Source organism: Streptomyces sp. NBC_00442 (assembly GCF_036014195.1).
GTDB lineage: Bacteria > Actinomycetota > Actinomycetes > Streptomycetales > Streptomycetaceae > Streptomyces.
The window spans coordinates 6773552-6798696 of sequence record NZ_CP107918.1 but is presented as its reverse complement, the minus strand read 5'-3'; the positions used below and the strand labels follow the sequence as shown (position 1 = coordinate 6798696).

27 protein-coding genes are annotated in these 25145 nt (G+C 70.8%); 15 read left to right on the top strand and 12 right to left on the bottom strand.

What is annotated here, in order from left to right:
* The first annotated feature begins 21 nt into the window (after positions 1 to 21).
* The 7 genes from OG432_RS30600 to OG432_RS30570 all read left to right on the top strand — a co-directional run bounded on the left by OG432_RS30600 (position 22) and on the right by OG432_RS30570 (position 6746).
* Positions 22 to 1269 carry a Mur ligase family protein gene (locus tag OG432_RS30600; protein WP_328314186.1) on the top strand — a complete coding sequence of 416 codons (1248 nt, stop codon included), beginning with the start codon at positions 22 to 24 and terminating at the stop codon, positions 1267 to 1269.
* 25 nt (positions 1270 to 1294) lie between these two features.
* Positions 1295 to 2023 carry a type 1 glutamine amidotransferase gene (locus tag OG432_RS30595; RefSeq protein ID WP_328314185.1) on the top strand — a complete coding sequence of 243 codons (729 nt, stop codon included), beginning with the start codon at positions 1295 to 1297 and terminating at the stop codon, positions 2021 to 2023.
* A gap of 156 nt (positions 2024 to 2179) precedes the next feature.
* Positions 2180 to 3205 carry a 6-phosphofructokinase gene (locus tag OG432_RS30590; RefSeq protein ID WP_328314184.1) on the top strand — a complete coding sequence of 342 codons (1026 nt, stop codon included), beginning with the start codon at positions 2180 to 2182 and terminating at the stop codon, positions 3203 to 3205.
* 123 nt (positions 3206 to 3328) lie between these two features.
* On the top strand, positions 3329 to 4288 hold the full coding sequence (locus OG432_RS30585) for a cytochrome c oxidase assembly protein (RefSeq protein WP_328314183.1): 960 nt from the start codon (positions 3329 to 3331) through the stop codon (positions 4286 to 4288).
* 64 nt (positions 4289 to 4352) lie between these two features.
* A complete protein-coding gene (locus OG432_RS30580) occupies positions 4353 to 4514 on the top strand; it encodes a hypothetical protein (RefSeq protein WP_162952649.1) in 162 nt (53 codons plus the stop codon).
* Positions 4515 to 4924: 410 nt separating this feature from the next.
* Positions 4925 to 5626: a lysophospholipid acyltransferase family protein gene (locus OG432_RS30575; RefSeq protein WP_328314182.1), complete on the top strand. Its 702-nt coding sequence runs from the start codon at positions 4925 to 4927 to the stop codon at positions 5624 to 5626.
* Between the two features lie 94 nt (positions 5627 to 5720).
* Entirely contained in the window at positions 5721 to 6746 is a 1026-nt protein-coding gene (locus OG432_RS30570; protein ID WP_328314181.1) for an NAD-dependent epimerase/dehydratase family protein, read from the top strand.
* 90 nt (positions 6747 to 6836) lie between these two features.
* Here the strand turns inward: OG432_RS30570 and OG432_RS30565 are convergent, their stop codons facing one another.
* From OG432_RS30565 to OG432_RS30525, 9 genes are all read right to left on the bottom strand, one after another.
* Positions 6837 to 8363, bottom strand: coding sequence for an alpha/beta hydrolase (locus OG432_RS30565; RefSeq protein WP_328315306.1), 1527 nt, complete (start codon positions 8361 to 8363; stop codon positions 6837 to 6839).
* Between the two features lie 205 nt (positions 8364 to 8568).
* A complete protein-coding gene (locus tag OG432_RS30560; protein WP_328314180.1) occupies positions 8569 to 9339 on the bottom strand; it encodes an urease accessory protein UreD in 771 nt (256 codons plus the stop codon).
* Positions 9327 to 10004, bottom strand: coding sequence for an urease accessory protein UreG (ureG, locus tag OG432_RS30555; RefSeq protein WP_328314179.1), 678 nt, complete (start codon positions 10002 to 10004; stop codon positions 9327 to 9329). The genes OG432_RS30560 and ureG overlap by 13 nt, the downstream gene beginning before the upstream one ends.
* Before the next feature lie 302 nt (positions 10005 to 10306).
* Positions 10307 to 10981, bottom strand: a complete 675-nt coding sequence (locus OG432_RS30550; RefSeq protein ID WP_328314178.1) for an urease accessory protein UreF — start codon at positions 10979 to 10981, stop codon at positions 10307 to 10309.
* Between the two features lie 14 nt (positions 10982 to 10995).
* Positions 10996 to 12717, bottom strand: coding sequence for an urease subunit alpha (locus tag OG432_RS30545; RefSeq protein ID WP_328314177.1), 1722 nt, complete (start codon positions 12715 to 12717; stop codon positions 10996 to 10998).
* The gene (locus tag OG432_RS30540; RefSeq protein ID WP_328314176.1) at positions 12710 to 13021 is read right to left on the bottom strand and encodes an urease subunit beta; all 312 of its coding nucleotides are present in this window, start codon (positions 13019 to 13021) and stop codon (positions 12710 to 12712) included. Before OG432_RS30540 ends, OG432_RS30545 begins: the two co-directional genes overlap by 8 nt.
* Positions 13022 to 13035: 14 nt before the next feature.
* Positions 13036 to 13338, bottom strand: coding sequence for an urease subunit gamma (locus OG432_RS30535; RefSeq protein ID WP_328314175.1), 303 nt, complete (start codon positions 13336 to 13338; stop codon positions 13036 to 13038).
* A gap of 312 nt (positions 13339 to 13650) precedes the next feature.
* A complete protein-coding gene (locus OG432_RS30530; protein ID WP_328314174.1) occupies positions 13651 to 13935 on the bottom strand; it encodes a type II toxin-antitoxin system Phd/YefM family antitoxin in 285 nt (94 codons plus the stop codon).
* Positions 13936 to 14504: 569 nt separating this feature from the next.
* A complete protein-coding gene (locus OG432_RS30525) occupies positions 14505 to 15140 on the bottom strand; it encodes a TetR/AcrR family transcriptional regulator (protein ID WP_328314172.1) in 636 nt (211 codons plus the stop codon).
* Positions 15141 to 15286: 146 nt separating this feature from the next.
* Between OG432_RS30525 and OG432_RS30520 the strand changes: the two genes are divergently transcribed.
* Positions 15287 to 16045, top strand: coding sequence for an SDR family NAD(P)-dependent oxidoreductase (locus OG432_RS30520; RefSeq protein WP_328314171.1), 759 nt, complete (start codon positions 15287 to 15289; stop codon positions 16043 to 16045).
* Between the two features lie 281 nt (positions 16046 to 16326).
* Here OG432_RS30520 and OG432_RS30515 read toward each other — a convergent pair whose 3' ends face one another.
* Positions 16327 to 17040, bottom strand: a complete 714-nt coding sequence (locus OG432_RS30515) for a carbon-nitrogen hydrolase family protein (RefSeq protein ID WP_328314170.1) — start codon at positions 17038 to 17040, stop codon at positions 16327 to 16329.
* A gap of 427 nt (positions 17041 to 17467) precedes the next feature.
* Here OG432_RS30515 and OG432_RS30510 point away from each other — a divergent pair, with 427 nt between their 5' ends.
* The 3 genes from OG432_RS30510 to OG432_RS30500 all read left to right on the top strand — a co-directional run bounded on the left by OG432_RS30510 (position 17468) and on the right by OG432_RS30500 (position 19409).
* Positions 17468 to 18097 (top strand): ATP-dependent Clp protease proteolytic subunit, encoded by a 630-nt coding sequence (locus OG432_RS30510; RefSeq protein ID WP_328314169.1) that lies wholly within the window; start codon positions 17468 to 17470, stop codon positions 18095 to 18097.
* Positions 18098 to 18103: 6 nt separating this feature from the next.
* Positions 18104 to 18412, top strand: a complete 309-nt coding sequence (locus OG432_RS30505) for a hypothetical protein (protein ID WP_328314168.1) — start codon at positions 18104 to 18106, stop codon at positions 18410 to 18412.
* Between the two features lie 526 nt (positions 18413 to 18938).
* Complete coding sequence (locus OG432_RS30500) at positions 18939 to 19409, top strand: C40 family peptidase (RefSeq protein ID WP_328314167.1); 471 nt, start codon at positions 18939 to 18941, stop codon at positions 19407 to 19409.
* A 50-nt stretch (positions 19410 to 19459) separates the two neighbouring features.
* On the opposite strand, the gene OG432_RS30495 is transcribed toward OG432_RS30500, so the two are convergent.
* Positions 19460 to 19903, bottom strand: coding sequence for an ATP-binding protein (locus tag OG432_RS30495; RefSeq protein ID WP_328314166.1), 444 nt, complete (start codon positions 19901 to 19903; stop codon positions 19460 to 19462).
* Between the two features lie 244 nt (positions 19904 to 20147).
* Between OG432_RS30495 and OG432_RS30490 the strand changes: the two genes are divergently transcribed.
* Together OG432_RS30490 and OG432_RS30485 are read left to right on the top strand one after the other, a co-directional pair.
* Positions 20148 to 21011 carry a helix-turn-helix domain-containing protein gene (locus OG432_RS30490; protein WP_328314165.1) on the top strand — a complete coding sequence of 288 codons (864 nt, stop codon included), beginning with the start codon at positions 20148 to 20150 and terminating at the stop codon, positions 21009 to 21011.
* A gap of 23 nt (positions 21012 to 21034) precedes the next feature.
* A complete protein-coding gene (locus tag OG432_RS30485) occupies positions 21035 to 21256 on the top strand; it encodes a DUF397 domain-containing protein (RefSeq protein ID WP_328314164.1) in 222 nt (73 codons plus the stop codon).
* A 70-nt stretch (positions 21257 to 21326) separates the two neighbouring features.
* On the opposite strand, the gene OG432_RS30480 is transcribed toward OG432_RS30485, so the two are convergent.
* Positions 21327 to 22469: an 8-amino-7-oxononanoate synthase gene (locus OG432_RS30480; RefSeq protein ID WP_328314163.1), complete on the bottom strand. Its 1143-nt coding sequence runs from the start codon at positions 22467 to 22469 to the stop codon at positions 21327 to 21329.
* 145 nt (positions 22470 to 22614) lie between these two features.
* On the opposite strand from OG432_RS30480, the gene bioB reads away from it, so the two are divergent.
* Both bioB and OG432_RS30470 read left to right on the top strand, forming a co-directional pair.
* Entirely contained in the window at positions 22615 to 23862 is a 1248-nt protein-coding gene (gene bioB, locus OG432_RS30475; protein WP_328314162.1) for a biotin synthase BioB, read from the top strand.
* A complete protein-coding gene (locus OG432_RS30470) occupies positions 23855 to 25144 on the top strand; it encodes an adenosylmethionine--8-amino-7-oxononanoate transaminase (protein WP_328314161.1) in 1290 nt (429 codons plus the stop codon). Before bioB ends, OG432_RS30470 begins: the two co-directional genes overlap by 8 nt.
* The last annotated feature ends 1 nt before the right edge of the window (position 25145 follow it).

Genomic DNA, 25145 nt, shown 5'->3' with positions numbered 1-25145 from the left:
GCGCAAGGAGGATCAAGGACGATGTCAGGACACGTTGGAGGTGCCGGGCCCCTGTCACCGCGAGCCAAGCTGGCGGTGACCGCGGGCAAGGCCGCCGCGGCGGTGTCGCGCGCGGCGGGCCGGGGCAGTGGATCGGTGATCGGCGGGCGCGTCGCGCTCAAGCTCGACCCCGATCTGCTCGGGCGGCTCGCCACTCATCTGGACGTCGTCCTGGTGTCGGCGACGAACGGCAAGACGACCACCACCCGGCTGATCGCCGAGGCGCTGCGAGCCAGTGGCCCGGTGGTGTCGAACGCGCTCGGCGCCAACATGCCGGCCGGTATCACGTCGGCGCTCGCGGGCGGTTCGGACGCGAAGTACGGCGTGATCGAGGTCGACGAGAAGTATCTGGCGGGCGTGGCGCGCGATGTGACGCCGAAGGCGATCGCGCTCCTCAACCTGTCGCGCGACCAGCTCGACCGCGCGGCCGAGACCCGGATGCTCGCCGAGAGGTGGCGCGAGGGCCTTTCCGGTTCGAAGGCCGTGGTGATCGCCAACGCGGACGACCCGCTGGTGGTGTGGGCGGCGTCCTCCTCCCCCAACGTGGTGTGGGTGGCGGCCGGTCAGGAGTGGAAGGACGACGCCTGGTCGTGCCCCTCCTGCGGCGGTGTGATGCAGCGCCCCGGCGACGACTGGTTCTGCGGCGAGTGCGGTTTCCGCCGCCCGGCTCCCAGTTGGGTCCTCAACGGCGACTACGTCCTCGACCCGCACGGCTCGGCCTGGCCGATCCACCTCCAGCTGCCCGGCCGCGCCAACAAGGCGAACGCGGCGACCTCGGCCGCGGTCGCCGCGGTGTTCGGGGTGCCGCCGCAGGTCGCCCTGGAACGCATGTACCAGGTGCAGGCGGTCGCGGGACGCTACGACGTGGTCACCTTCGCCGGCCGTGAGCTGCGGCTGCTGCTCGCGAAGAACCCGGCGGGCTGGCTCGAAACGTTTTCCCTCATCGACCCGCCGCCCACCCCCGTCGTCCTGTCCGTCAACGCCCGCGGCGCCGACGGCACGGACACCTCCTGGCTGTGGGACGTCGACTACACCCGTCTGGCCGGCCACCCGATCTTCGTGATCGGCGACCGCAAGCTGGACCTCGCGGTGCGTCTGGAGGTCGCGAACCTGGACTTCCGGGTGTGCGAGAGCCTGGAGGAGTGCACGCAGCTGGCGCCGCCCGGCCGGATCGAGCTGATCGCCAACTACACCGCGTTCCAGGACGTACGCCGCGTCGTCGGCAACTGACCCGAGCAAGGAGCAAGCAAGCGACATGGCAGACAACAGCCTGCGCCTCGTGTGGGTCTACCCCGACCTGCTCAGCACCTACGGCGACCAGGGCAACGCCCTGGTCGTGGAGCGCCGGGCGCGCCAGCGCGGCCTGGACGTGCACCGGCTCGACGTCCGCAGCGACCAGCCGATCCCGACCTCCGGTGACATCTACCTCATCGGCGGCGGCGAGGACCGGCCGCAGCGGCTCGCGGCCGAGCGGCTGCGCCGCGACGGCGGCCTGGAGCGCGCCGCGTCCAACGGCGCGATCATCTTCTCGGTCTGCGCCGGGTACCAGATCCTCGGCCACGAGTTCGTCAACGACGTCGGCGAGCGCCAGCAGGGTCTCGGCCTGATCGACGTGATCTCGACGCGCGGCGAGGGCGAGCGCTGTGTCGGCGACGTGCTCGGAGACATCGACGAGCGCCTGGGCCTGCCCCAGCTGACCGGCTTCGAGAACCACCAGGGCATCACCCACCTCGGCCCCACGGCCCGCCCCTTCGCCAGGGTGCGCCTGGGCAAGGGCAACGGCACGGGCGACGGCACCGAGGGCGCGTACAACGACACCGTGTTCGGCACGTACATGCACGGTCCGGTGCTCGCGCGCAATCCGCAGATCGCGGACATGCTCCTGAAGCTGGCCCTCGACGTGAACGCGTTGCCGCCGACCGACGACCGGTGGTACGAGGCGCTGCGCGCGGAGCGCATCGCGTCGGCGACCCAGCCCGTTTAGGACGCGTCCGGCCGCGACCGGCTTCGTACCTTCGTACGACGTCCATCAGTCGGACCTCCGATTCGGCCCCCGTCACCCTGCGCCGGTAGGGTGACGGGGATCCAACCGGACGACGTGGTCCGGTCGTCGGCCCACGTTGCAAAGGTTCTCCGGGCAATGCGAATTGGTGTGCTCACCTCCGGCGGCGACTGCCCCGGCCTGAACGCCGTCATCCGATCCGTCGTGCACCGCGCGGTGGTGGACCACGGCGACGAGGTCATCGGCTTCCACGACGGCTGGAAGGGCCTGCTCGAAGCCGACTACCGCAAGCTCGACCTCGACGCGGTCGGTGGCATCCTGGCCCGCGGCGGCACCATCCTCGGCTCCTCCCGCGTGCAGCCCGCGCATCTGCGCGACGGCGTGGAGCGCGCCCGGGGCCACGTCGCCGAGCTGGGCCTCGACGCGATCATCCCGATCGGCGGCGAGGGCACCCTCAAGGCCGCGACCCTGCTCTCCGACGCGGGTCTCCCCATCGTCGGCGTGCCCAAGACCATCGACAACGACATCGCATCGACCGACGTCACGTTCGGTTTCGACACCGCCGTGGGCGTGGCGACCGAGGCGCTCGACCGTCTGAAGACGACCGCCGAGTCGCACCAGCGCGTCCTGATCGTGGAGGTCATGGGCCGGCACACCGGCTGGATCGCCCTGCACTCCGGCATGGCCGCCGGCGCCCACGCCATCGTCGTCCCCGAGCGTCCCTTCGACATCGACGAGCTGACCGAGCTGGTCGGCCGGCGCTTCTCGGCGGGCAAGAAGTTCGCGATCGTGGTCGTCGCCGAGGGGGCCAAGCCGCGCGAGGGCTCGATGCAGTTCGACGTGGGCGGCACCGACGTCTACGGCCACGAGCGCTTCGCGGGTGTCGCCCGTCAGCTCTCCATCGAGCTGGAGCAGCGCCTGGACAAGGAGGCGCGCCCGGTCATCCTCGGTCACGTCCAGCGCGGCGGCACGCCCACCGCCTACGACCGCGTGCTCGCCACCCGCTTCGGCTGGCACGCCGTGGAGGCCGCGCACCGCGGCGAGTTCGGGATGCTGACCGCGCTGCGCGGCACCGACATCGTCATGGTCCCGCTCGCCGAGGCGACGGCCACCTTGAAGACCGTCCCGGCCGAGCGGTACGCCGAAGCGGAGTGCGTCCTCTAGCCCTCCGCCCCTCCGGTCGCTTCCGGATCGTTTGGTACGCAATGAACCGCCCCCGCCCGCATCACCGGCCGGGGGCGGTTCTAGTCTGGTGCGGGACAACCGGTACGAATCAGGAGTCAGCGGATGGATCACAGCGGGCACGGCATGGACATGAACATGGACCTGCCGCCGTTCACGCTGGCGCGTGGCCTCGCATGGTCGGCGGACTCCTTCTTCCTGATCGGCTGCCTGCTCGGGCTCGCCCTGTATGCGTGGGGCGTGGTCCGGCTCCGGCGGCGCGGTGACAGCTGGCCGGTGAGCCGCATGATCTTCTGGACCGTGGGCGTCCTGACCATCGCGTTCGTCATGTGCACCAAGCTGAACGACTACGGCATGGTCATGTTTAGCGTGCACATGGTGCAGCACATGGTGATCAGCATGCTGTCGCCGATCCTGCTGCTGCTCGGCGCGCCGGTCACCCTGGCCCTTCGCGCGCTGCCGGTAACCGCGACACGCGGCCGCAAAGGCCCGCGCGAACTGCTCCTGATGCTGCTGCACAGCCGGTACATGAAGATCGTCACGCATCCGGCGTTCACCATCCCGCTCTTCATCGCCAGCCTCTACGGGCTCTATTTCACGCCGATCTTCGACTTCCTGATGGAGTCGAAGACGGGGCACATCGCGATGATGGTCCACTTCCTCGCCGTCGGCCTCGTCTTCTTCTGGCCGATCATGGGCGTCGACCCGGGGCCGCACCGGCCGGGCTATGTGATGCGGATGCTGGAGCTGTTCGCGGGGATGCCCTTCCACGCCTTCTTCGGCATCGCCCTGATGATGGCCAGCGAGCCGATGATCAGCACGTACAAGAGCCCGCCGTCCTCGCTGGGCGTCGACGCGCTCACCGACCAGCAGGCGGCCGGCGGCATCGCCTGGGCGTTCAGCGAGATCCCTTCGGTGCTCGTGCTGATCGCGCTCGTCTTCCAGTGGTACGCCACCGAGAAACGACAGGCGCGCCGCACCGACCGGGCCGCCGAGCGCGACGGCGACAAGGAGCTTCACGCCTACAACGCCTATCTGGCCTCGCTGAACTCGCGCGGGCAGTAGCGCCGGGGCCCCTCGCGGGGTGACCATGGCCTTCACGGCACCTGCCGGGAGGAAGGGGACCGCGATGCCCCGTTCGACGAAGTCGATGATGGTGCTCACTCTGGTGATGCTGGTGGTGATCACCGCGTACACGGTGGCGCTCGGCAGCAGCGGCTGGCTGTGGTTCGGCTGGGTGGTGCTCGGGCTGACCGCGATAGGAACGGCCGCGGTGTCGCGCAGCACATAGGCGGCACACGAGCAGGACGTGAGCAGGGCGTGAGCAGGGCGTGACCACGGCACACGGGCCGCTCCGGTTCCCCAGGAGAGCTTCGCGGTGAGGCATCCCCCGGCCATCGCGGTGGCCCAGCCCGGGTGCACGGCGTACGACGTGAGCGCCAACGCACGGCCCGTGCGGAGGCCGTCCGACGGCGCACGCCGGGGTCGTGGTTTTCGCCGAGGTGTCGCTCACGGGGTACGAGCTGGACGCCCCGATCGGGGTGGACGCACATGCGGCCACGGTTCACCGGCCGAGCCCCGTGACCATCGCCCGCCGGCCACGGCCGCGGAGCGACACTCCCGTGATCGGCCCGCGGTGGTTACAGGGGCCGCGGCCTGCGCCTACACTGGCCACCCTTCTGCATGGTGAGGAGCTCGCGGGTGCTCTACTACATCCTCAAGTACGCAGTCCTGGGGCCCCTGTTGAGGGTGTTGTTCCGGCCGCGGCTGGAGGGGCTCGACCATGTTCCCGAGGACGGCGCTGCCATCGTCGCCGGCAACCACCTGTCGTTCTCCGACCATTTCCTGATGCCGGTGATGCTGAAGCGGCGCATCACCTTCCTCGCCAAGCAGGAGTACTTCACGGGGCCCGGTCTCAAGGGGCGGCTCACCGCGGCGTTCTTCCGCGCGGTCGGGCAGATCCCGGTGGACCGGTCGGGCAAGGAGGCGGGGAAGGCGGCGATCCGCGAGGGGCTCGGGGTGCTCGCCAAGGACGAACTGCTCGGCATCTATCCCGAAGGGACGCGCTCGCCCGACGGCAAGCTGTACAAGGGCAAGGTCGGCGTCGCGGTGATGGCCCTCAGGGCCGGGGTTCCGGTGATTCCGTGCGCCATGGTGGGCACCTTCGAGATCCAGCCGCCCGGCCAGACCCTGCCGAAGATCAAGCGGGTGTCGATCCGCTTCGGCGAGCCGCTCGACTTCTCCCGGTACGCGGGGATGGAGGGCGAGAAGGCCGTCCTGCGGGCGGTCACCGACGAAATCATGTACAAGGTCATGGAGTTGTCGGGCCAGGAGTACGTGGACCGGTACGCGGCCGATGTGAAGGCCGAGGCCTCGCGGCGCTTCCGCGGGATCATGGGCTGACGCCCGGAGTTCCCCGGAAGGCTGCGCCCTGGGCGGATCCGCGCAGGGTGAAACGCTCTGGCCCGTGATGATCGCCCGGCCGTAGCGTCGATGCATGAGCAAGGGAACGGCATGCGTCATAGGAGCCACGGGACAGATCGGCCGGGTCGCGGTGCGCGCCCTTGCCGAGGACGGCTGGGAGGTACGCGCCGCGTCACGGGGCGGAGGTGAGGATCCCGCGTGGCCCGATGCGGTCCGCCCCGTGCGACTGGACCGGGAGGACGACGCGGCGCTGGCCGCCGTGGTCGGGGACGGTGTGGACGTACTGGTCGACATGGTGGCGTACGGCAGGGAGCACGCGCGGCAGCTGATCGGGCTCGGCGACCGGGTCGGTTCGGCGGTGGTGATCTCCAGCGGCGCGGTGTACGAGGACGACCAGGGCCGCAGCTTCGACACGATGGCGGGGCCGGCCGGGCCGCCGTGCTATCCGGTGCCGATCCCCGAGTCGCTCGCCACGGTCGCGCCCGGTGACGCCACCTACGGCACCAGGAAGGTGCTCCTTGAGCGGGAGCTGCTCGATTCGGCGCTGCCCTCGACGCTCGTGCGGGCGGGCGCGATCCACGGCGTGCACTGCCGTAGCCCCCGCGAACTGCATTTCGTGAAGCGGGCGTTGGACGGGCGGCCGGTGCGGATCCTGGCGTTCGAGGGGCGCAGCCGCTTCCATCCCGCGCACGCGGCCAACATCGCCGAGCTGATCCGGCTCGCCGCGCTGAAGCCGGGCTCGCGGGTACTCAACGCGGCGGATCCCCAGGCGCCGACGGTCGCGGAGATCGGCGCGGCCGTCGACGAGGTGCTCGGCGTGCGGAGCGAGATCGTGCCGGTGGAGGGGATGCCCGACGACGGCATCGGGCTGACGCCGTGGAGCGGTCCGCATCCGATCGTGTACGACATGTCGGCGGCCGAGCGGGAACTCGGCTACAAGCCGGTGACCGGATATGTGGAGTCGCTGCCGCGCACGGTCGAGTGGATCGCCGGGCAGCTGGAAGGAAGGGACTGGCGGGAGGCCTTCCCCGCAATGACCAAGTACGGCGACCTGTTCGACTACGCGGCCGAGGACGCCTGGCTGGCCGCGCGCGGCTGACCGGGCTCGGCAGGCCGGGCTCGGCAGGCCGGGCCACTGCAGCACGAAGGGCGGCCGGAGAGTTCCGGCCGCCCTGTGCTCAACTGCCTTTTACGGCACGGGAGTCGCGTGCGGGGTGCACGTGAAGTCCGCGTGGTCGGTCTTTCCGGTGAGCAGGTAGTCGTCCACGCGCGAGTTGATGCACGGGTTGACGAGACCGGTCACACCGTGGGAACCGGCGCCCTTCTCGATGACGAGGCGCGAGTTCTTGAAGGCCTTGTGCAGCTCGACGGCGCCCTGGAAGGGAGTGGCGGCGTCATTGGTGGACTGCACGATCAGGACCTGCGGGAGGCCCTTGCCGGTCTTGACCTTGACCGGGTGGTTCTGCTGCTTGGTGGGCCAGGTGGCACACGGCAGGTTCATCCACGCGTTGGACCAGGTCAGGAACGGGTAGTCCTTGTTGAGACGGGTGTTGTCGCGGTCCCACTTGTGCCAGCTGGTGGGCCACTTGGCGTCCGCGCACTCGATGGCCGTGTAGACGGCGTTACCGTTCTCGGATGCGATGTTGCCCGCGATGTCCGTCATGTCGGACGCCGCGGCCGCCACGACCGGCTTGCTGTCACCCGCCGCGTAGGCGCTGAGCGCCTTGGCGACCGGCACCCAGTACGAGTCGTAGTACGGGGCCTTCTGGAAGAACCCGAGCAGTTCGGCCGGGCCGACCTTGCCGTCGAGGGGGCTCTTCTTGGCGTCGGCGCGCAGCTTCAGCCACTGCGCCTCGACCTGGGCCCGGGTGGTGCCGAGGTGGAACTTCGCGTCGTACTTGGCGACCCAGTCCTCCCACTCGTTCCAGCGGGCCTGGAAGGCGACGTCCTGTTCCAGATTGGCCTGGTACCAGATGTTGTCCTGGTCCGGGTTGACCACGCTGTCCACGATCATGCGGCGGACGTGCGACGGGAACAGCGTGCCGTAGACCGCGCCCAGGTAGGTGCCGTAGGAGACGCCCAGGTAGTTGAGCTTCTTCTCACCGAGCGCGGCGCGGATGACGTCCAGGTCACGAGCGGTGTTCGGGGTGGTCATGTACGGCAGCATCCAGCCGCTGCGCTCGGCACAGCCGTCCGCGTACTCGGCGGCGAGCTTGCGCTGGGCGCGCTTGTCGGCCTCGCTGTCGGGGACCGGGTCGGCCTTGGGGCCCTTGGCGTACTCCTGCGGGTCCACGCACGAGATCGGCGTGGAGTGGCCCACGCCGCGCGGGTCGAAGCCCACGAAGTCGTACGCCTTCGAGGTGTTCGTCCAGAGCGGGTTCTTCTTGGTCACGCGGGTCGGGAACTGCATGCCCGAGCCGCCGGGGCCGCCCGGGTTGTAGACGAGGGCACCCTGGCGCTCGGCCTTGGTGCCGGTGTTGCCGATGCGGTCGACGGCGAGCTTGATCTGCTTGCCGCCCGGCCGCGCGTAGTCGAGCGGGACGCTCACGTAGCCGCACTGGACGGGCTTCGCGATCGCCCAGTCGGCGGGGCAGTCGGTCCAGCTGATGCCCTGCTTGGCCGCACGGTCGGCCGCGACCTGTACGCCACGCGCCTCGGACCAACCGTGGTCGCGGTTGTCGGCGTTGGCGACCGGGGCCGCTATCGCGCCCACCATCAGCGTGCCCGCGATCAGTGTGCCGGCCGAGCCGAGCACTGCGGTGCGTCTCAAGTGGTACCTCCCCCTGCTGAAGTGCGCTGTTCAGCTCAGCGCTGCGTTCGGGCCTGTCGGGGGATCCTTTCGTCTGTGAGCACCCTGTGCACAACCCGGCCAGGTGTTTCTTTACCGAACCGATAGCCGGATTGGAGGTTCCGCTGAGCGGTCAGCCGCGAGGGAGCAGGCGCGCGCGCAGGACGTCGTCGAGTACCCGGCGCACCAGCCGGGCGTCCGGGGCCAGGGCCGTGACCAGGAACCCGGGGCCGGCGAGCGGGGTGAGCACCGCGTCCGCGCCGAGCAGCTCGGCCGCGACCGGCAGCTCCATGAACTCCGTCCCCACGACGAGGAGTTGACCGGCGGCCCGGTGCCCGCCGAGGACGGCTCCGCCGTCCCAGCCGCCCGGCGCCGCCGGACCGAAGGCCAACTCCTGATCGAGCAGGGGCCGGCCGGCGCGGTGGACGGTGAGACGCGTGATGAGCGTGCCGGCGGGTTCGCCGTGGCGGCCGAGGACCTGCTCCTCGCGGAACACCAGGCGGGCACCGGGCGCGAGGTCGATCCGGGTCCGCATCCGCAGGTCGCTGCCCCGTGCGCTGATGAGCTGTTCGGGGAGCCAGCGCAGTTCACCGCCGTCGGCCACGGTGAGCCGTACGTCATAGTGGGCGCGCTCGCCGCCGCGGCCGGGCAGGGCGATGGTGGCGGCCGCCGAGTCGACGTCGAGCCGCGCCCCGCTCCGCACCTCGGCCTCCACCGCGATCTGGTCGCCGCCGAGCGGGGCGCTCATGGCACCGACGACGGTGACCCGGTGGTACGGGCCCCGAGCGCGGGTGCGGCGCAGGGCGAGCGGCCCCTCTCCTTCGAGGACGGGCAGCCCTTCGGGGCTGGCGACGATGCGGGCGGTGGCGCGCAGCCCGGCCGCGCCGAGGGTCACGCCTTCCATGCCGCGAGCTTCTCCCCGACCCATTCCGCGACGTCGGCCACGCCGGTCTCGGACCTCAACGACTGGAAGACGACGGGGAGTTCGGCCCGCTGTTCCTTGGCGTCGCGGGCCATGCGGGCGAGGTCGGAGCCGACGTGGGGGGCGAGGTCGGTCTTGTTGACCACGAGCAGGTCGGCGGTGGTCACGCCGGGGCCGCCCTTGCGCGGAATGTCGTCGCCGCCGGCCACGTCGATGACGAAGATCTGGGCGTCGACCAGGCCCTTGGAGAAAGTGGCCGTGAGGTTGTCGCCGCCCGATTCGACGAGGATCAGGTCGAGCGGCCCGACGGCGTCCTCCAGGTCCTCCACGGCTTCGAGGTTGGCGGAGATGTCGTCGCGGATCGCGGTGTGCGGACAGGCGCCGGTCTCCACGGCCTGGATCCGCTCGGGCGGCAGCACGGCGTTGCGCAACAGGAACGCGGCGTCCTCGCGGGTGTAGATGTCGTTGGTGACGACGGCGATGGAGAGCCGGTCGCGCAGCGCACGGCAGAGGGCGGCGACGGTGGCGGTCTTCCCGGACCCGACGGGCCCGCCCAGCCCGACGCGCAACGCTCGCCGCGAACCGTCGGGCCGGTGGGCGTCGGCGCTGATGGCGGCGGGGCCTTCGTGGGAGTGGTCGAGGTGCATGGGGTCTCCAGGAGAGTGCGGTTGGGGTTGGGGTTGCGGTTGGGGTTGGGGGGCCGGAGGGGTGAGGACAACTCCCGCAGTCCTTGCGGCGATTGAGGGCAAGCCGGCTGGGGGCGAAAAGGGCGGCGATCTCCCTCCGTCCCCAGCCCGTCCGGCGGCCGAGGACGAACCCGCCCCGAATGACGGGGCCCGCGGGCCCCCGGCCTCCCCACCCGTCCGGCGCGTGAGGACGAGTGCCTTCGGCACGAAGGGGGTCCGGGGGCGGGAGCTCCGGGGCGCAGGGAGCCACTCCTACGACACTCCTACGACGCGAACAGCCGCACCGGCCAAGCCGCATGCGCCTCGGCCATGACGTCGAGCAGCGGAGCCGACGCGGCGGGCAGCGCGTCGAGGCCCTCCACCACCGCCCGCGCCGCCGCGACGGCCGCCCGCCGGGCCACATCGTCCAGCTCCGGCGCGAGCCGTGCGAGGACGCCCGTCGCGTCGAACGGGTCGAGGCTCAGCAGCCGCACCGCCGCCGTGGCCGGCCCGCTGACCACCTCGTACGCCACGCAGTGCCCCGCGTCCTCGGGCCCGAGCCCCGCCGCACGCGCGGCGAGGCCGAGCACGATCGGCTGGTGCGCGCCGCGCGGCCGCGCCACCGCCAGCGCGTCGAGCTCGCCGCTCGGCCACGTCGTCCGGGCCGCCCGCATCATCTGGCGTCCGAGCTTGCGGGCGGTGGTCCGCAGGGCGGGCGAAGGGGTGCGGGCGTCGGCGGCCTCGTCCAGGGCGAGCGGGTCGAGGCCGGCCGCGGCGGCCGCGGCGAGCCCGGCGGAGGTGAGACCGACCGTGTGCAGCCGGCCCCGGCAGAATTCCGCCAGGTCGGCGGGGGTGCGGATGCGTCCCGCTTTGACGGCCGCTTCGGCGCCACCGGAGTGGGCGTGGCCACCGGCGGGAAAGCGGCCGTCGGCGAGGACGAGCAGGGCAGCGCGACTCATGTGTTGACCGCCCGTCAGAAGAGGAAGTACCGCTGGGCCATGGGCAGTTCGGCGGCCGGCGCGGGTTCCACCACGTCCCCGTCGATGGTCACGGTGAACGTGTCCGGATCGACCGTGACGTCGGGCAGCGCGTCGTTCTCGCGCATGTCCGCCTTGCCGACCCGCCGAGTGTTCTTGATCGCCACGAACTCCTTGCCAAGACCGAGCCGTTCGGGAAGGCCGTCCTCGAGCGCCGCCGAGGAGACGAAGTTGAGCGAGTTCGCCGCGGGCGCCCTGCCGTACGCGCCGAACATGGGCCGGGGCAGGATCGGCTGCGGGGTGGGGATCGAGGCGTTGGCGTCGCCCATCTGCGCGTACGCGATCTGGCCGCCCTTGATCACCAGCTGCGGCTTCACGCCGAAGAAGGCGGGCTCCCACAGGACCAGGTCGGCGAGCTTGCCGCTCTCGACGGAGCCGATCTCGTGGTCCAGGCCCTGCGCGACGGCCGGGTTGATCGTGTACTTGGCGACATAGCGGCGCACCCGGTGGTTGTCGGCCCGGCCGTCACCCGCGAGCGCGCCGCGCCGCACCTTCATGACGTGAGCGGTCTGCCAGGTGCGCAGTACGACCTCGCCGATCCGGCCCATCGCCTGGGAGTCGGAGGAAATGATGGAGATGGCGCCCAGATCGTGCAGGAAGTCCTCGGCCGCGATGGTGGAGGGCCGGATGCGGGACTCGGCGAACGCCAGGTCCTCCGGCACCGCCGGGTTGAGGTGATGACAGACCATCAGCATGTCGAGGTGTTCCTCGATGGTGTTGACGGTGTGCGGCCGGGTCGGGTTGGTGGAGCTGGGCAGCACGTTGGGCTGCGAGACCACGGTGATGATGTCGGGCGCGTGTCCGCCTCCCGCGCCCTCGGTGTGGTAGGCGTGGATCGAGCGGCCCGCGATGGCCGCGAGGGTGTCGCCGACGAATCCCGCTTCGTTCAACGTGTCCGTGTGGATGGCGAGTTGGGCGCCGGTCTCCTCACAGACGCCCAGACAGGCGTCGATGACGGCGGGCGTCGCCCCCCAGTCCTCGTGAATCTTGAACCCCAGCGCGCCGCCGCGCAGTTGGGAGTGCATGGCCTCCCGGGACATCGTGTTGCCCTTGCCGAGCAGGCCGATGTTGACGGGCGCGTTCTCCAGGGCGGCGAACATCCGGGCCAGATGCCAGGGGCCGGGCGTGATGGTGGTGGCCTTGGAGCCCTCGGCGGGTCCGGTGCCTCCGCCGACCAGAGTGGTGATGCCCGACGAGAGCGCCTGGTCGATGAGGGTGGGCGAGATGAAGTGGACGTGGGTGTCGACGGCTCCCGCTGTGATGATCTTCCCGTTGCCCGCGATGATCTCGGTCTCGGGGCCGATGACGAGGTCGGGGTGGACGCCGTCCATGGTGTCGGGGTTCCCGGCCTTGCCGATGCCGGTGATCCGGCCGTCACGGATGCCGATGTCGGCCTTGACGATGCCCCAGTGGTCGACGATCACGGCGCCGGTGACAACGGTGTCGGGAGCGCCTTCGGCGCGGGTGGTCCGCGCTTGCCCCATGGACTCGCGGATCACCTTGCCGCCGCCGAACACCGCCTCGTCGCCCGACCGTCCGGGCCCGCCCGAGCGGTCCTCCTCGATCTCGACGAGCAGGTCGGTGTCGGCGAGCCGGATCCGGTCGCCGGCGGTGGGGCCGAACAGGTCGGCGTATACGGCTCGGTCGAGGTCAGTCATCAAGGGCGCCTTCGGTCTCTGCGCGCAGGCCCGGCACGATGCGCCGGCCGGCCAGCGGGACTAGTTCCACATCGACGGGGATGCCGGGCTCGAAGCGGACGGCGGTACCCGCAGCGATGTGAAGTCGCTTGCCCCGGGCAACCGTACGGTCGAAGTCGAGTCCGGGATTCGCCTCGGCGAAGTGGTAATGGGAGCCGACCTGGACGGGCCGGTCGGCGGCGTTCACGACGGTCAGCCGGACGGTCTCACGGCCCTCGTTGAGGGCGATGGGCGTGTCGGCGAAGAGGATCTCTCCGGGAATCACGGCGCTCCTCCCCCTCAGACGATCGGCTCGTGGACGGTGACGAGCTTGGTGCCGTCGGGGAAGGTCGCCTCGACCTGAACGTCGTGGATCATCTCCGGGATGCCCGGCATCACATCGTCGCGGGAGAGCAACTTCCGTCCGGATGCCATGAGTTCGGCGACCGTGCGGCCGTCGCGGGCCCCTTCGAGGATGTGCGAGGTGATGAGGGCGACGGACTCGGGGTGGTTCAGTTTCACCCCGCGGGCTCTGCGCTTTTCTGCCACATCGGCGGCTACATGGATGAGCAGACGTTCCTGCTCGTGCGGCGTCAGTTGCACGCTTCCCACCTCACAGTCGTGCCTTCCGTCCACGGACAGCCGTGTACGGACTCAGCGGGCGTCGAGGCGGAGGCCGGTCGGACGGGGTCGCTTCCACTCGGACGCAGCGGAACCGTATCCGACTGCAACAACTTGTTGAACGGCATCTCCCGGCCCCTTGGCCAGGCATTGCACGTTAGAGCGGAAGTTTTTCCAGCGCGTTAACTGACGCTTTGCGAACGCGTGATCATCGAAGCGGAATCATGCGCCCCGCCGACCGGTGCAGAGGGCATCTTTCCGGCGGCGCGGCGAGCGCACATTCCGGTCGGCCGGTCAGTCCCCGGCGTGCGGGCCGCGGTGTTCGGCGGCGATCCCGAAGCGACGGGGCTCGCCGGAGGCGGCCGGCGTCAGGGGGTGCACGGAAGAGAGCGAGCTCGCCACCTGCTGCTCCTCCTGCTCCCGGTCGGCCTCCAGCTTCTCCAGATCGGCGGCCGACACCAGCGCGACGAGCGGCTTGCCGTGACGCGTCACCACGACCCGCTCCCCGCCGTACACCACGCGGTTGATCAGCTCCGCGAGCTCTGCGCGGGCTTGCGTCACCGGAATCTCGTAGGCCATGCACCCAGCTTAGACTCCGGCTCCCCCACGCCACCGTGCTCCGCGAGCGGCGAGGGAACCGCAGGTCAGAGGCGCGCGGGGAGCTCTCGCCGCCCTCCGTCCCTGCGCGGTGGGAGAAGTCCAGGAGGTTCACCGAAACGGATGACCGACCCCGCACGGGAGGAAGTGTGCGACATGCCGCGGGTTCTCCCGAGCCCCGGTGAGTGCCTGGCGCCGCGGCCAGGGGCTTCTTCTTCCCTCAAGTGCTCTGCCGACGTGCGACGTACCTGTCGGAACTTGCGGCTCCCCGTCCGACCTCTCCTACCTGCGATATCTCGTCCTTCAGCGCGAAACAGGGCAGCGAGTGCACGACTTCCTCACCTCGTGCGTCTCCGGCCCCCGATCCGATGTCGTCGAAGCCGCCACTAGCTCCCTGGCCTGGAACTACGGCACCTGCCGACCGCTGCAACCGGCCCCGCGCCCCTGGTTCTGCATGAGAACGATCTCGATCAGGGCATGAGTGCGCTGACGGGGTTCTCGTAGGTGCCGACAGGATGCTGAGCCCGCTTGAGCGTTGCCAAGCCCCTGGATCAGGCCGGCCGGTCGGAGGCGTACCGGGCGAGCGTGGTCTCCACCGCCTGCTCGACGGCGTAGTGGATGTCAGAGGCTGAGGGGTCCCAGTCGGTCAGCAGCATGCGGGGCCACAGGACGTAGTTGGCGATCATCCCGAGGAACTGGTTGGCGGCGCTCTCGGCGTCCGGGACGTCGGCGTTGCCGGCCTCGTGCTCCGACTCCAGGTAGTGCTGGACCGAGATGAAGTAGGGCAGCTTGCCGAGCCGGAACTGCATCTGACCCAGTTCGGGGAAGCGGGGCAGCTCGGCAATGACGATGCGAAACAGGGCCGTCATGCCGGGTCGGCCGATCAGGTCGGCGTAGCGGTGACCGATGGAGGTCAGGCCGCGACGCAGGTCTCCGGCCTGAGGCCGCGCGACAGTGTCCGCGGTGTCACGCTGCCAGGACTCGGTGACGATGGCCTCGAAGAGGGCTGCCTTGGTGGGGAACTGCTTGAACAGGGTGGACTTCGAGACGGCCGCCCCTTCGGCGATACGGACGAGGGAGGTCCCGTCGTAGCCGCGGTCCAGGAAGAGGTCCGTGGCTGCGGAGATGATCGCCTCTCGCTTCTGCTGGGCGAGACGGCGGTGGTGTGCGGAGAGCTCTGCTGCCATGCGTGCAGTATGCCCCAGACCCGAGGCGAGTCACTTGACTCGCCTCTTTGGTGTGTCTACGCTGCGATGGAAAGGCGAGTCGACCGACTCGCCTCTTATGGCGGTGCCCGATGTCTCTCTGGTGCCGCGCGATGAGGGAGCAGCTGATGACAGCCGACAGGATCGCTTTGGTGACCGGGGCAAACCGTGGGCTGGGCCGCAGCACAGCCGTCGCCCTGGCGGCGCGCGGGGTGCGGGTCGTGGTCACTCACCGCGGGGATGTGGCCGGGGCCGAGGAGACCGCGCGGCGCGTGCACGCCGCGGGTGGGACTGCCGCTGTCATGCGTCTCGACATCAGCGACATCTCCTCTTTCGGAGCCCTCACTTCCGAGCTGAGCGCACTGCTTGAGCGATGGGGGGCCTCGCGGCTCGACATCGTGGTCAACAACGCGGGGGTGGGGGTGTTCGGGGCGCTGGAGGCTGTCACGGCCGACGACTTCGACACGGTGTTCGGCACGAACGTGCGGGGCACGTTCTTCCTCATCCAGTCGCTTGTGCCGCTGCTGGCGCAGGGTGCCCGGGTCATCAACGTCTCGTCGTCGTTGACTCGCCACACCAGTCCCGCGACGTCGGTCTACTCCGCTTCGAAGGCCGCCGTCGAGGCTCTGAGCCGCACTCTGGCCGCAGAGCTTGGCCCCCGAGGTATCCGGGTCAACTCCATTGCCCCGGGCCCGACCGCCACCGACTTCAACGGCGGTGCCATGCGGGATGACGTCGGTATGCGCCAGGGTCTGGCCGGGCAGACCGCGCTCGGCCGCGTCGGCGAACCCGAGGAGATCGGCGACGCCATCGCAGCGCTGGCGTCGGAGGACCTGCGCTGGATGACGGCCCAGCGTGTCGAGGTCTCCGGCGGCGTCCTCCTCTGAGCGACCGCGAGCCCGTCCCGGGCCGCGCCGGATTCATTCCGCGCCGGTGCCGTCCTCGTCAGACCGCTCCGGCTCGGGCCTCGTCGGCTCCTCGGCGAACGTTCCGAACGCCTCCGCCTGCTCTTCGGTCAGAAATTCCACCGGCACGAGCCGGACCGTAGCCGGCCCCGGACCGGGCCCGGAGGCCTCTCACCGAACCCCAGCGGCGAAGTGGATCACCGTGCTGGACGGCCATGATCGTCCTCGACGACAACCGCTGTGCCGATGCCCCAAGCGCCGGTTCAGCCGACCTCGGCCAGCACGTGACCCGGCATCTCGGTGCCGGCGTCGGCGGTGCGTTCGCCGTCCGGGCCCCATGCGCCGGCGGCGCCGCAGCCCACGCCGTCCTCGTTGTCGCCGAGGACGTTGCCGAGCACCACGTGGAGACCGAACTCCCGGGCCCGCACCGGATAGACCTTCTCGAACGAGTCGTTGTCGGCGGAGAGCACCGAGCTCGCCAGATAGACCGTGCAGCCGTCTGCGGCGGCCCGCTCGGCGAGCTCCGGGAAGCGGTTGTCGTAGCACGTGGCCAGCGCGAACCGGGTGCCCTCCAGCTCGAAGCGGCCGTCCCGGCCGCCCGCCGCGAAGACCTCCCGCTCGATGCCGTACAGGTGCTGCTTGTCGTACCGGGCGAGGAGGCCGCCGTCCGGACCGATGACGAGCGAGGTGACCGCGGGCCGGCCCTCCGCCGTGCGCACGGGACCGTTGACGACCGCCGCCGCCGAGACGGCGCGGCATGCCTCCCGTACGGGTTCGAGGCGGGCGTCGTCCTCGGTGAGGACGAGGCCGGGGGTGTCTCGGATCAGCGTCGGCTCGTAGCCGGTCACGGCGAGCTCGGCGAGGACGACCGCGCGGGCGCCGTCGGCCCCGGCGGCCCGGATCAGCCCGGCGATGGTACGGACGTTGGCATCGATGTCCCCCGCGACCGGGGCGAACTGGGCGGCTGCGACGATCATGGCCTGCATCTTCGCCGCCGACCGGGCCGCAGGAAACCCCGGGCCCCCGCGGCACGGGAACCGGCTGGAGATCACGGAAAGTCACCAGCGCGCTCAGCAGCATCGAAAACTCGCGACAGTTGACTACGCGAGCCCACCAGTAACGGGGCAGAAGAAGGCCACGGCCACCGTGTCGACGCGTGAGGGCCACGGTCCGCGGGTCCACGTCACGACGACGCGCTCCGCCTGCTCGCCCGCTCCACCCGCCCGCTCCCCCGGCTCCGCCCGCTCCCCCGGCTCCGCCCGCTCCGCCCGCTCGCCCACAGCGAAACCCGCTCCGGCGGCTTGCTTCTGGCGCCGGACAGGCAGAGGCTCAGGACATCGCTCTGTACGTCCTGTACGTTTTTTAGGGAGGGCCCTCGGGCCCGGTCGAGGAGAGGTACGCGTCATGAACCACCGTCCTGCCGCCCGCCATGTGCTGCCCGAGTTCCAGGAGCGGACCGCCGTCGGCATCCGCACGCTCGATCCCTACTCCAAGCTCTTCGAGGAGCGGATCGTCTTTCTCGGCACGCCGGTCGACGACGCCTCGGCCAACGATGTGATGGCCCAGCTCATGCACTTGGAGTACACCGATCCCGACCGGGACATCTCCCTCTACATCAACTCCCCCGGCGGCTCGCTCACCGCGATGACCGCGATCCACGACGCGATGCGGTTCATCACCTGCGACGTACAGACGTTCTGCCTGGGCCAGGTGAGCGCCGTGGCCGCGGTGCTGCTCGCGGCCGGCACGCCGGGCAAGCGCATGGTGCAGCCGGCCTCCCGGGTGCTGCTGCGTCAGCCCGCCCTGGAGGAGCCGGTGCGCGGTCAGCCCTCCGACCTGGAGATCCAGGCGGCCGAAGTACTGCGCGGCCGCGCCCTCCTGACCGGACTCCTGGCCGACTACACCGGGCGGAGCGCCGAGCGGGTGGCCGCCGACATCGAGCGCGACCTGGTGCTCGACGCGGAGGCGTCCGTGGCGTACGGACTCGCCGACCACGTACTCGTCAGCCGCAAGACGTCGTCGCACGGGAGGTGAATCACGGTGCTGCCGCCCGAACTTCCGCCGCTGCCCGCGCTGACGCGCGCCGAGGCCGCGTTCATCGACTCCTATCTCGAAGTGGTCGATCTGCTCGGCCGCATCAACCCGGCCCACGGCCACGACACCTACGGTGCACTGCGTGCGGCACAGGCACTGGTGGGCCGGGCGGCCGCACTGAGGGAGGCCCTCACCACGATGCATCTGCGCGGGGAGGCACGGGTGGACGCCGGCACGCTGACGCGGGCGCTGCGCGTGCTGGACGGCGAGCGCCGCGCGGGCCGGGTCGGCGTGCCGCCGAGGAGAGCGGGTTAGAGGGCACCGAATGGAGCAAAGGGGGTCCGACGCGCTCAAGGGGCCGGCGAAACGGACCAGAAGGAGTACCCCCGATCGGCCCACGCGTGGCTCCTTTCATCGGCCCTTATGAGGTGCTTATTGCGTCCGCCAACGATGCGGAATCGATCCTTCCGTTGCTGGTACGAGGCTCGTCAGCCCCTTTCGGAGGGGTGTCGAAGCACCCTTGTCCACCCAAACGGTTCATCCGTGAGCAGCCTCACACAAAGCCGTTTCGGGTCGGAAATACGACAGTCGGTGCGTGAAGATCCCTGAGACGACAAGCCCCCGCCACCTCGGCGGGGCGGTCCGGGCGGACGCCGAGTCCTGCCGCCGTTCCGGACGACTGGTCGACAGGAGTGGACCGGCAGGAGTGGAGGACCCGAGTACTTCGGGAGGGCCGAGGGTCGGCCCTCCCTCGGGGTGAAGCCGTTCACGCGGCCGGGCGTCTTCGCCAGTCCGAACCCGACAGGTCATCCTTCGCAGGCGGTTTGACGAAGGGTTGCGCATGACCGCGCAGACATACGTTCCGTCCCTGGCCGTCCGTCTCGGTGCCGTCTGTGCCCTCACCCTCGCCGTGAGCGCGACGACGCTGGCACCGGGCACCGCGCCCGAGGCGAGCGCCGCCGCGGTGGCCGCAAGGGCGCTTCACGTGGCGGCGTCGAAGAAGGGCGCGCCCTACCAGTACGGGGCGTCGGGCCCGTCCCGCTTCGACTGTTCGGGGCTCACGCTCTACTCGTTCAAGCAGGCGGGCCGCAGGCTGCCCCGCTCGGCGCAGCAGCAGTACAACAGCTCCCGGCACGTCTCGGCCTCCTCGCGCAAGGCCGGCGACCTGGTGTTCTTCCACTCCGGGGGCAGCGTGTACCACGTGGGCATCTACGCCGGGGAGGGCCGGATCTGGCACTCCCCCAAGTCCGGCACCGTCGTGCGCCTGGAGCGGATCTGGAGCCACAGCGTCTGGTACGGGCGCGTGGGCTGACCTCCCCCGCGCGCCGGTGTCCGGCGGTGCGGGGCGTCCGGCGGTCCGGGCTAACCGCTCCGCACCGCGGCCGTCTCCGTGTGCCACGGCAGCGCGATCCAGACCGTCTTGCCGCCGTCCGCCGTGGGCGTGACCGACAGCTTGCCGCCGGACTCGGCCGCGAGCCAGCGAATGATGACCATGCCCCGCCCGTTGTCCTGCTGGACGGCGGCGGGCAATCGTTTCGGCCAGCGCGGATGGCTGTCGGTGACACCGATCCTGAGCACCTCCTCGCGTTCGAGGCGGAGCTCCACCGTGAAGGTGGGTGACTGTCCGAGGGTGTGCTGCACGGCGTTGGTGGCGAGCTCCGAGACGATGAGGCGCACCGTGTCGACGGCTTCGGCTTCGGGCGGCAGGCCCCAATCGGCGAGGATCGTGGCGACATGGCGCCGCGCGGCGGAGACCGATGCGGGATCGCTCGGCAGCGTGACGGTTGCTTCGAGATGGTCTGCCATGGCGACGCTGTCCCTTTCCCACCCGGGCCGGCTCGAGGTCTCGTAGCGGATGAGCGCTCGCGGAGACGATGTCGGCCTCGGACTGTGCTTCGCGCCAGAGTGCCACTCATCGTGCCGGTCTTGGGTGCGATCCACCAAGATATGCATATATCTGTCGCTCAAAGCGGTGAACTCTGCGACGACAGAACGCATTTGGGCCCACACTTACCCCTCGCCGGAAGCGCCGGAAGCGAAGGAGGCGACCATGGGGCACGGGCCGGCGGTGCGCAGACGCAAGCTCGGCGAGGAGCTGCGCCGGTTGCGCGACCGGATGGGGCTCACGAGCGGGGAGGCCGCCCAACTCGTCGGCTGGCACCAGTCAAAGGTGAGCCGGATCGAAACCGGGCGCAGCGGCGTGAAGCCCGGCGACGTGGCTCGGCTGCTCGACGCCTATGGGGTCCACGACCCTCAACTTCGCGCCTTGTTGGGCGCGTTGACCGATGCGGCGGGAGGCAGCGGGGTGGACTGGGCGCATGCCTACCGCGGGCTGCTGCCGCCGCAGTACCGCGACTTCATCAGCCTTGAGTCGCAGGCGCGTTCGGCCCGCACCCTGGAGACCTCGGTGGTGCCCGGCCTGCTCCAGACTCCCGCGTACGCGCGGGCGGTGACGCGGGCAGCGCTCGAGGGCCTTGCGCCCGCGAAGGTGGACGCGCTGGTGGAGGTGCGGATCGCCCGCCAGGAAGTGCTGCGCGCCGACCCGCCGCTGGCGCTCAGCGCGGTCGTCGACGAGGCAGTGGTGCGTCGCCGGGTGGGCGGGCCGCGAGCCATGCGCGAACAGTTGCGGCACCTCCTCGACATCGCCGCGCTGCCGCACGTCCGGCTACAGGTCATCCCCTTCCGCCATGGCGCCTATAGAGGACTGACCGGTCCCTTCCTTATCTTTTCGTTTCCGGCCATTTCCGATCTGGATGTGGTGGTTATCGACCACTTGACGAGTAGCCTCTACCTCGAACGGAGAGAAGACCTCGAGGCGTACAGTGCCGCGTTCCAGACCGTCCAGGCACACGCGCTTTCCTCCGAGGAGTCGTTGGATCTCATCGCCAGGGCAGCCCGGGAGGAACCGGGCTAGTTCGTGGCGGGTGGGGAGGCGAGATGTCCACACACCCTGCGCACGTTCCTTCCAGTACATCCCTCACCCATGCCTCGTGGCGGCGCAGCAGCCGTAGCGTGGGCATGAACAACTGTGTCGAGACGGCCCGGCTCAAGGGCGAGCTGCTTGCCGTGCGCGACTCCCAACGGATCGACGGGCCCGCGCTGCTCTTCGGCGACCCGGCCTGGCAACGCTTCATCTCGCTGGTGTCCGCGGCCAGTTGACGGTACGCCACACAGCGGTACGCCACGCAGTGGGTACGCCACACAGCGGGCACGGCACACAGCGGGTACGTCAGACGGTGGGCGCGGTCCTCAGGATCGCGCCCACCGCCCTGTCGATCTGCTGGTGCGTCAGGTCGGCACGCGCCGTGAGCCGGATCCGCGAGATGCCGTCCGGCACCGACGGCGGGCGGAAGCAACCGACGACCAGGCCGGCCGCCCGGCAGTCGGCCGCCCAGGTCACGGCCGCCTCCGGAGAGGGGGCCCGCACGGAGACCACCGCGGCATCGGGGCGCACCGCGGCGTGCCCCGCCGCGATGAGCCTGCCGTGCAGCTCGACGGCGACGGCTCGGGCGCGGGCCGCGCGCTCCGGCTCCGCGCGCAGCAGACGCAGCGCGGCGAGTGCGCCGCCGGCCGCCGCGGGCGCGAGCCCGGTGTCGAAGATGAAGGTGCGCGCCGCGTTCACCAGGTGCCGGATGACCCGGGCCGGCCCGAGGACCGCACCGCCCTGGCTGCCGAGGGACTTCGACAGGGTGACCGTGGCGACGACGTCGTCCGCGCCCGCCAGCCCCGCCGCGTGCGGCGCGCCGCGCCCGCCCGCGCCCAGCACCCCGAGCCCATGCGCGTCGTCCACGACGAGGGCTGCCCCGAACTCCCGGCATTTTTCGGCCAGTTGGGGCAACGGTGCGGCGTCGCCGTCCACCGAGAACACCGAGTCCGACACCACGAGCGCGGGGCCCTCGTGGGCGTCGAGCGCCTTGCGGACGGCGTCGGGGTCGGCGTGCGGCACGACCTCGGTACGGGCACGGGCGAGCCGGCAGCCGTCGACGATGGAGGCGTGGTTGGCGGCGTCGGAGACGATCAGGGAGCCGTGCGGGCCGAGCGCGGTCAGGGCCGCCAGGTTCGCCGCGTACCCGGAGGAGAGGACGAGGGCGGACTCGAAGCCGCAGAAGTCGGCGAGTTCGCGCTCCAGTTCCGCGTGCAGCGCGGTGGTGCCCGTCACCAGGCGGGACCCGGTCGCGCCGGCGCCCCAGCGGTGCGCCGCATCGGCCGCGCCGGCCGTGACCACCGGGTGCCGGGTGAGCCCGAGGTAGTCGTTGCTCGCCAGGTCGAGCAGGTCCTGGTGCACGTCGCGCGGCCGGAGCGTGCGGACCAGACCGGCGCGCTCGCGGCGCTCCGATTCGCTGTCGATCCAGTCGAACGGCGCTCGCAACATGGTGGAGTCCCTTTTTGTAGGCTGCCGACAGACCCTAGCCGGTGCCATGACTGGTCATGGTGTGGCGATACACACACCTCAAACGGGCTGTGTTGTGGGATCCCTACCTTGGCCAGGGGCGGTGCCGTGCGCGAAGATCGGCGCCATGGACCTGCTGAACACGCTGGTGGACAAGGGGTTGCGGCGCGAACTGCCGACCCGCGAAGAGGCACTCGCCGTACTGGCGACCTCCGACGACGAACTGCTCGATGTGGTGGCCGCGGCCGGCAAGGTGCGCCGCCAGTGGTTCGGCCGCCGGGTGAAGCTGAACTATCTGGTCAACCTGAAGTCGGGCCTGTGTCCCGAGGACTGTTCGTACTGCTCCCAGCGGCTCGGCTCCAAGGCCGACATCCTGAAGTACACCTGGCTGAAGCCCGACGAGGCGTCCAAGGCGGCGGCCGCGGGCGTGGCGGGCGGCGCGAAGCGGGTCTGTCTGGTGGCCAGCGGCCGCGGCCCCACGGACCGCGACATCGCCCGCGTCTCCGAGACCATCGAGACGATCAAGGAGCAGAACGAGGGCGTCGAGGTCTGCGCCTGCCTCGGGCTGCTCTCCGACGGCCAGGCCGAGCGGCTGCGCGCGGCCGGCGCGGACGCGTACAACCACAACCTCAACACGTCCGAGGCGACGTACGGGGACATCACCTCCACGCACACCTACCAGGACCGTGTGGACACCGTGACCAAGGCGCACGGCGCGGGGCTCTCGGCCTGCTCGGGTCTGATCGCGGGCATGGGCGAGTCCGACGAGGACCTGGTGGACGTGGTCTTCTCGCTGCGCGAGCTCGACCCGGACTCGGTGCCGGTGAACTTCCTCATCCCCTTCGAGGGCACCCCGCTCGGCAAGGAGTGGAACCTCACGCCGCAGCGCTGCCTGCGCATCCTGGCCATGACGCGGTTCGTGTGCCCGGACGTCGAGGTGCGGCTCGCGGGCGGGCGCGAGGTGCATCTGCGCTCGATGCAGCCGCTCGCGCTGCACCTGGTCAACTCGATCTTCCTGGGCGACTACCTGACCAGTGAGGGCCAGGCGGGGCAGACCGACCTCGACATGATCGCGGACGCCGGGTTCGAGGTGGAGGGCGCGGGCACCACCACGCTTCCCCGTCACCGCGCCGACGCGCTCGCCGCCTCGGGCTGTGGCACGGAGGCCTCCGGCGCGGGGTGCGGCACGTCCCCCGCCGGCTGCGGCTCCCACGAGGACGGCGCGTGCGGCTCCCACGAGGGCGGCGGCTGCGGCCCCTGTGGCGGCCACGGCGCGTCCGCGGCGCCCGAGCCGGCTCCGGCCGACCAGGCGCGCACGGATCTGGTGGCCGTGCGCCGCCGCGGCGCGGGGACGGATCTCGCGCCCAATGCCTGAGCACTCCCCCGCACAGCTGCTCGACCTCGACCGCCGGCACGTCTGGCATCCCTACGGTCCGATGCCGGGCCGTCAGGAGCAGCTCCTGGTGGAATCGGCGTCTGGCGTACGGCTCAAGCTCGCCGAACCGGCGTACGGGCAGCGCGAGTTGATCGACGGCATGGCGTCCTGGTGGTCGGCCGTGCACGGCTACAACCACCCGGTGCTCAACGAGGCGGTGCGCGGCCAGCTGGACCGGATGAGCCACGTCATGTTCGGCGGGCTCACGCATGAGCCCGCCGTCCGGCTCGCCGCCCGGCTCGTCGAGATCACCCCCGGGCCGCTCCAGCACGTCTTCCTCAGCGACTCGGGGTCGGTCTCCGTCGAGGTCGCCGTGAAGATGTGCCTGCAGTACTGGCGCTCGGTCGGGCGGCCGCGCAAGCAGCGCCTGTTCACCTGGCGCGGCGGCTACCACGGCGACACCTGGCAGCCGATGTCGGTGTGCGACCCCGAGGGCGGGATGCACGAGCTGTGGCAGGGCGCACTGCCCAAGCAGGTGTTCGTGGACGCCCCTCCGGCCGGCTTCGATCAGGCGTACGCGCGGGAGCTGCGCGAGGCGATCGCGCGCCATGCCGACGAGGTGGCCGCGGTGATCGTGGAACCGGTGGTGCAGGGCGCCGGCGGCATGCGCTTTCACCCGCCGGAGTACCTGCGGGTACTGCGCGAGGCCTGCGACGAGCACGGCGTGCTGCTCGTGTTCGACGAGATCGCCTCCGGCTTCGGCCGCACGGGTGCGCTGTTCGCGGCGGACCATGCGGGCGTCTCACCGGACGTGATGTGCGTCGGCAAGGCACTGACCGGCGGCTATCTGTCGATGGCGGCGACGCTGTGCACGAGCCGGGTGGCCGACGGCATCTCGTCCGGGGAGGTCCCGGTGCTCGCCCACGGCCCGACGTTCATGGGCAATCCGCTGGCGGCGGCGGTGGCGCTCGCCTCGATCGACCTGCTGCTCGGCCAGGACTGGCGGGGCGAGGTCGAGCGGATCGAGGCCGGTCTGCTCGACGGCCTCGGCGCGGCCCGCTCCATCGAGGGCGTGCGCGATGTGCGGGTGCTCGGCGCCATCGGCGTGGTCCAGCTGGATCACGACGTGGACATGAAGGCGGCGACCGCCGCGGCCGTGCGCGAGGGCGTGTGGCTGCGGCCGTTCCGGGACCTGATCTACACGATGCCGCCCTATGTGACGGACGACGACGATCTGGCGCGTATCTGCCGTGCGGTGTGCGCGGCGGCGCGGGAGGGCTGAG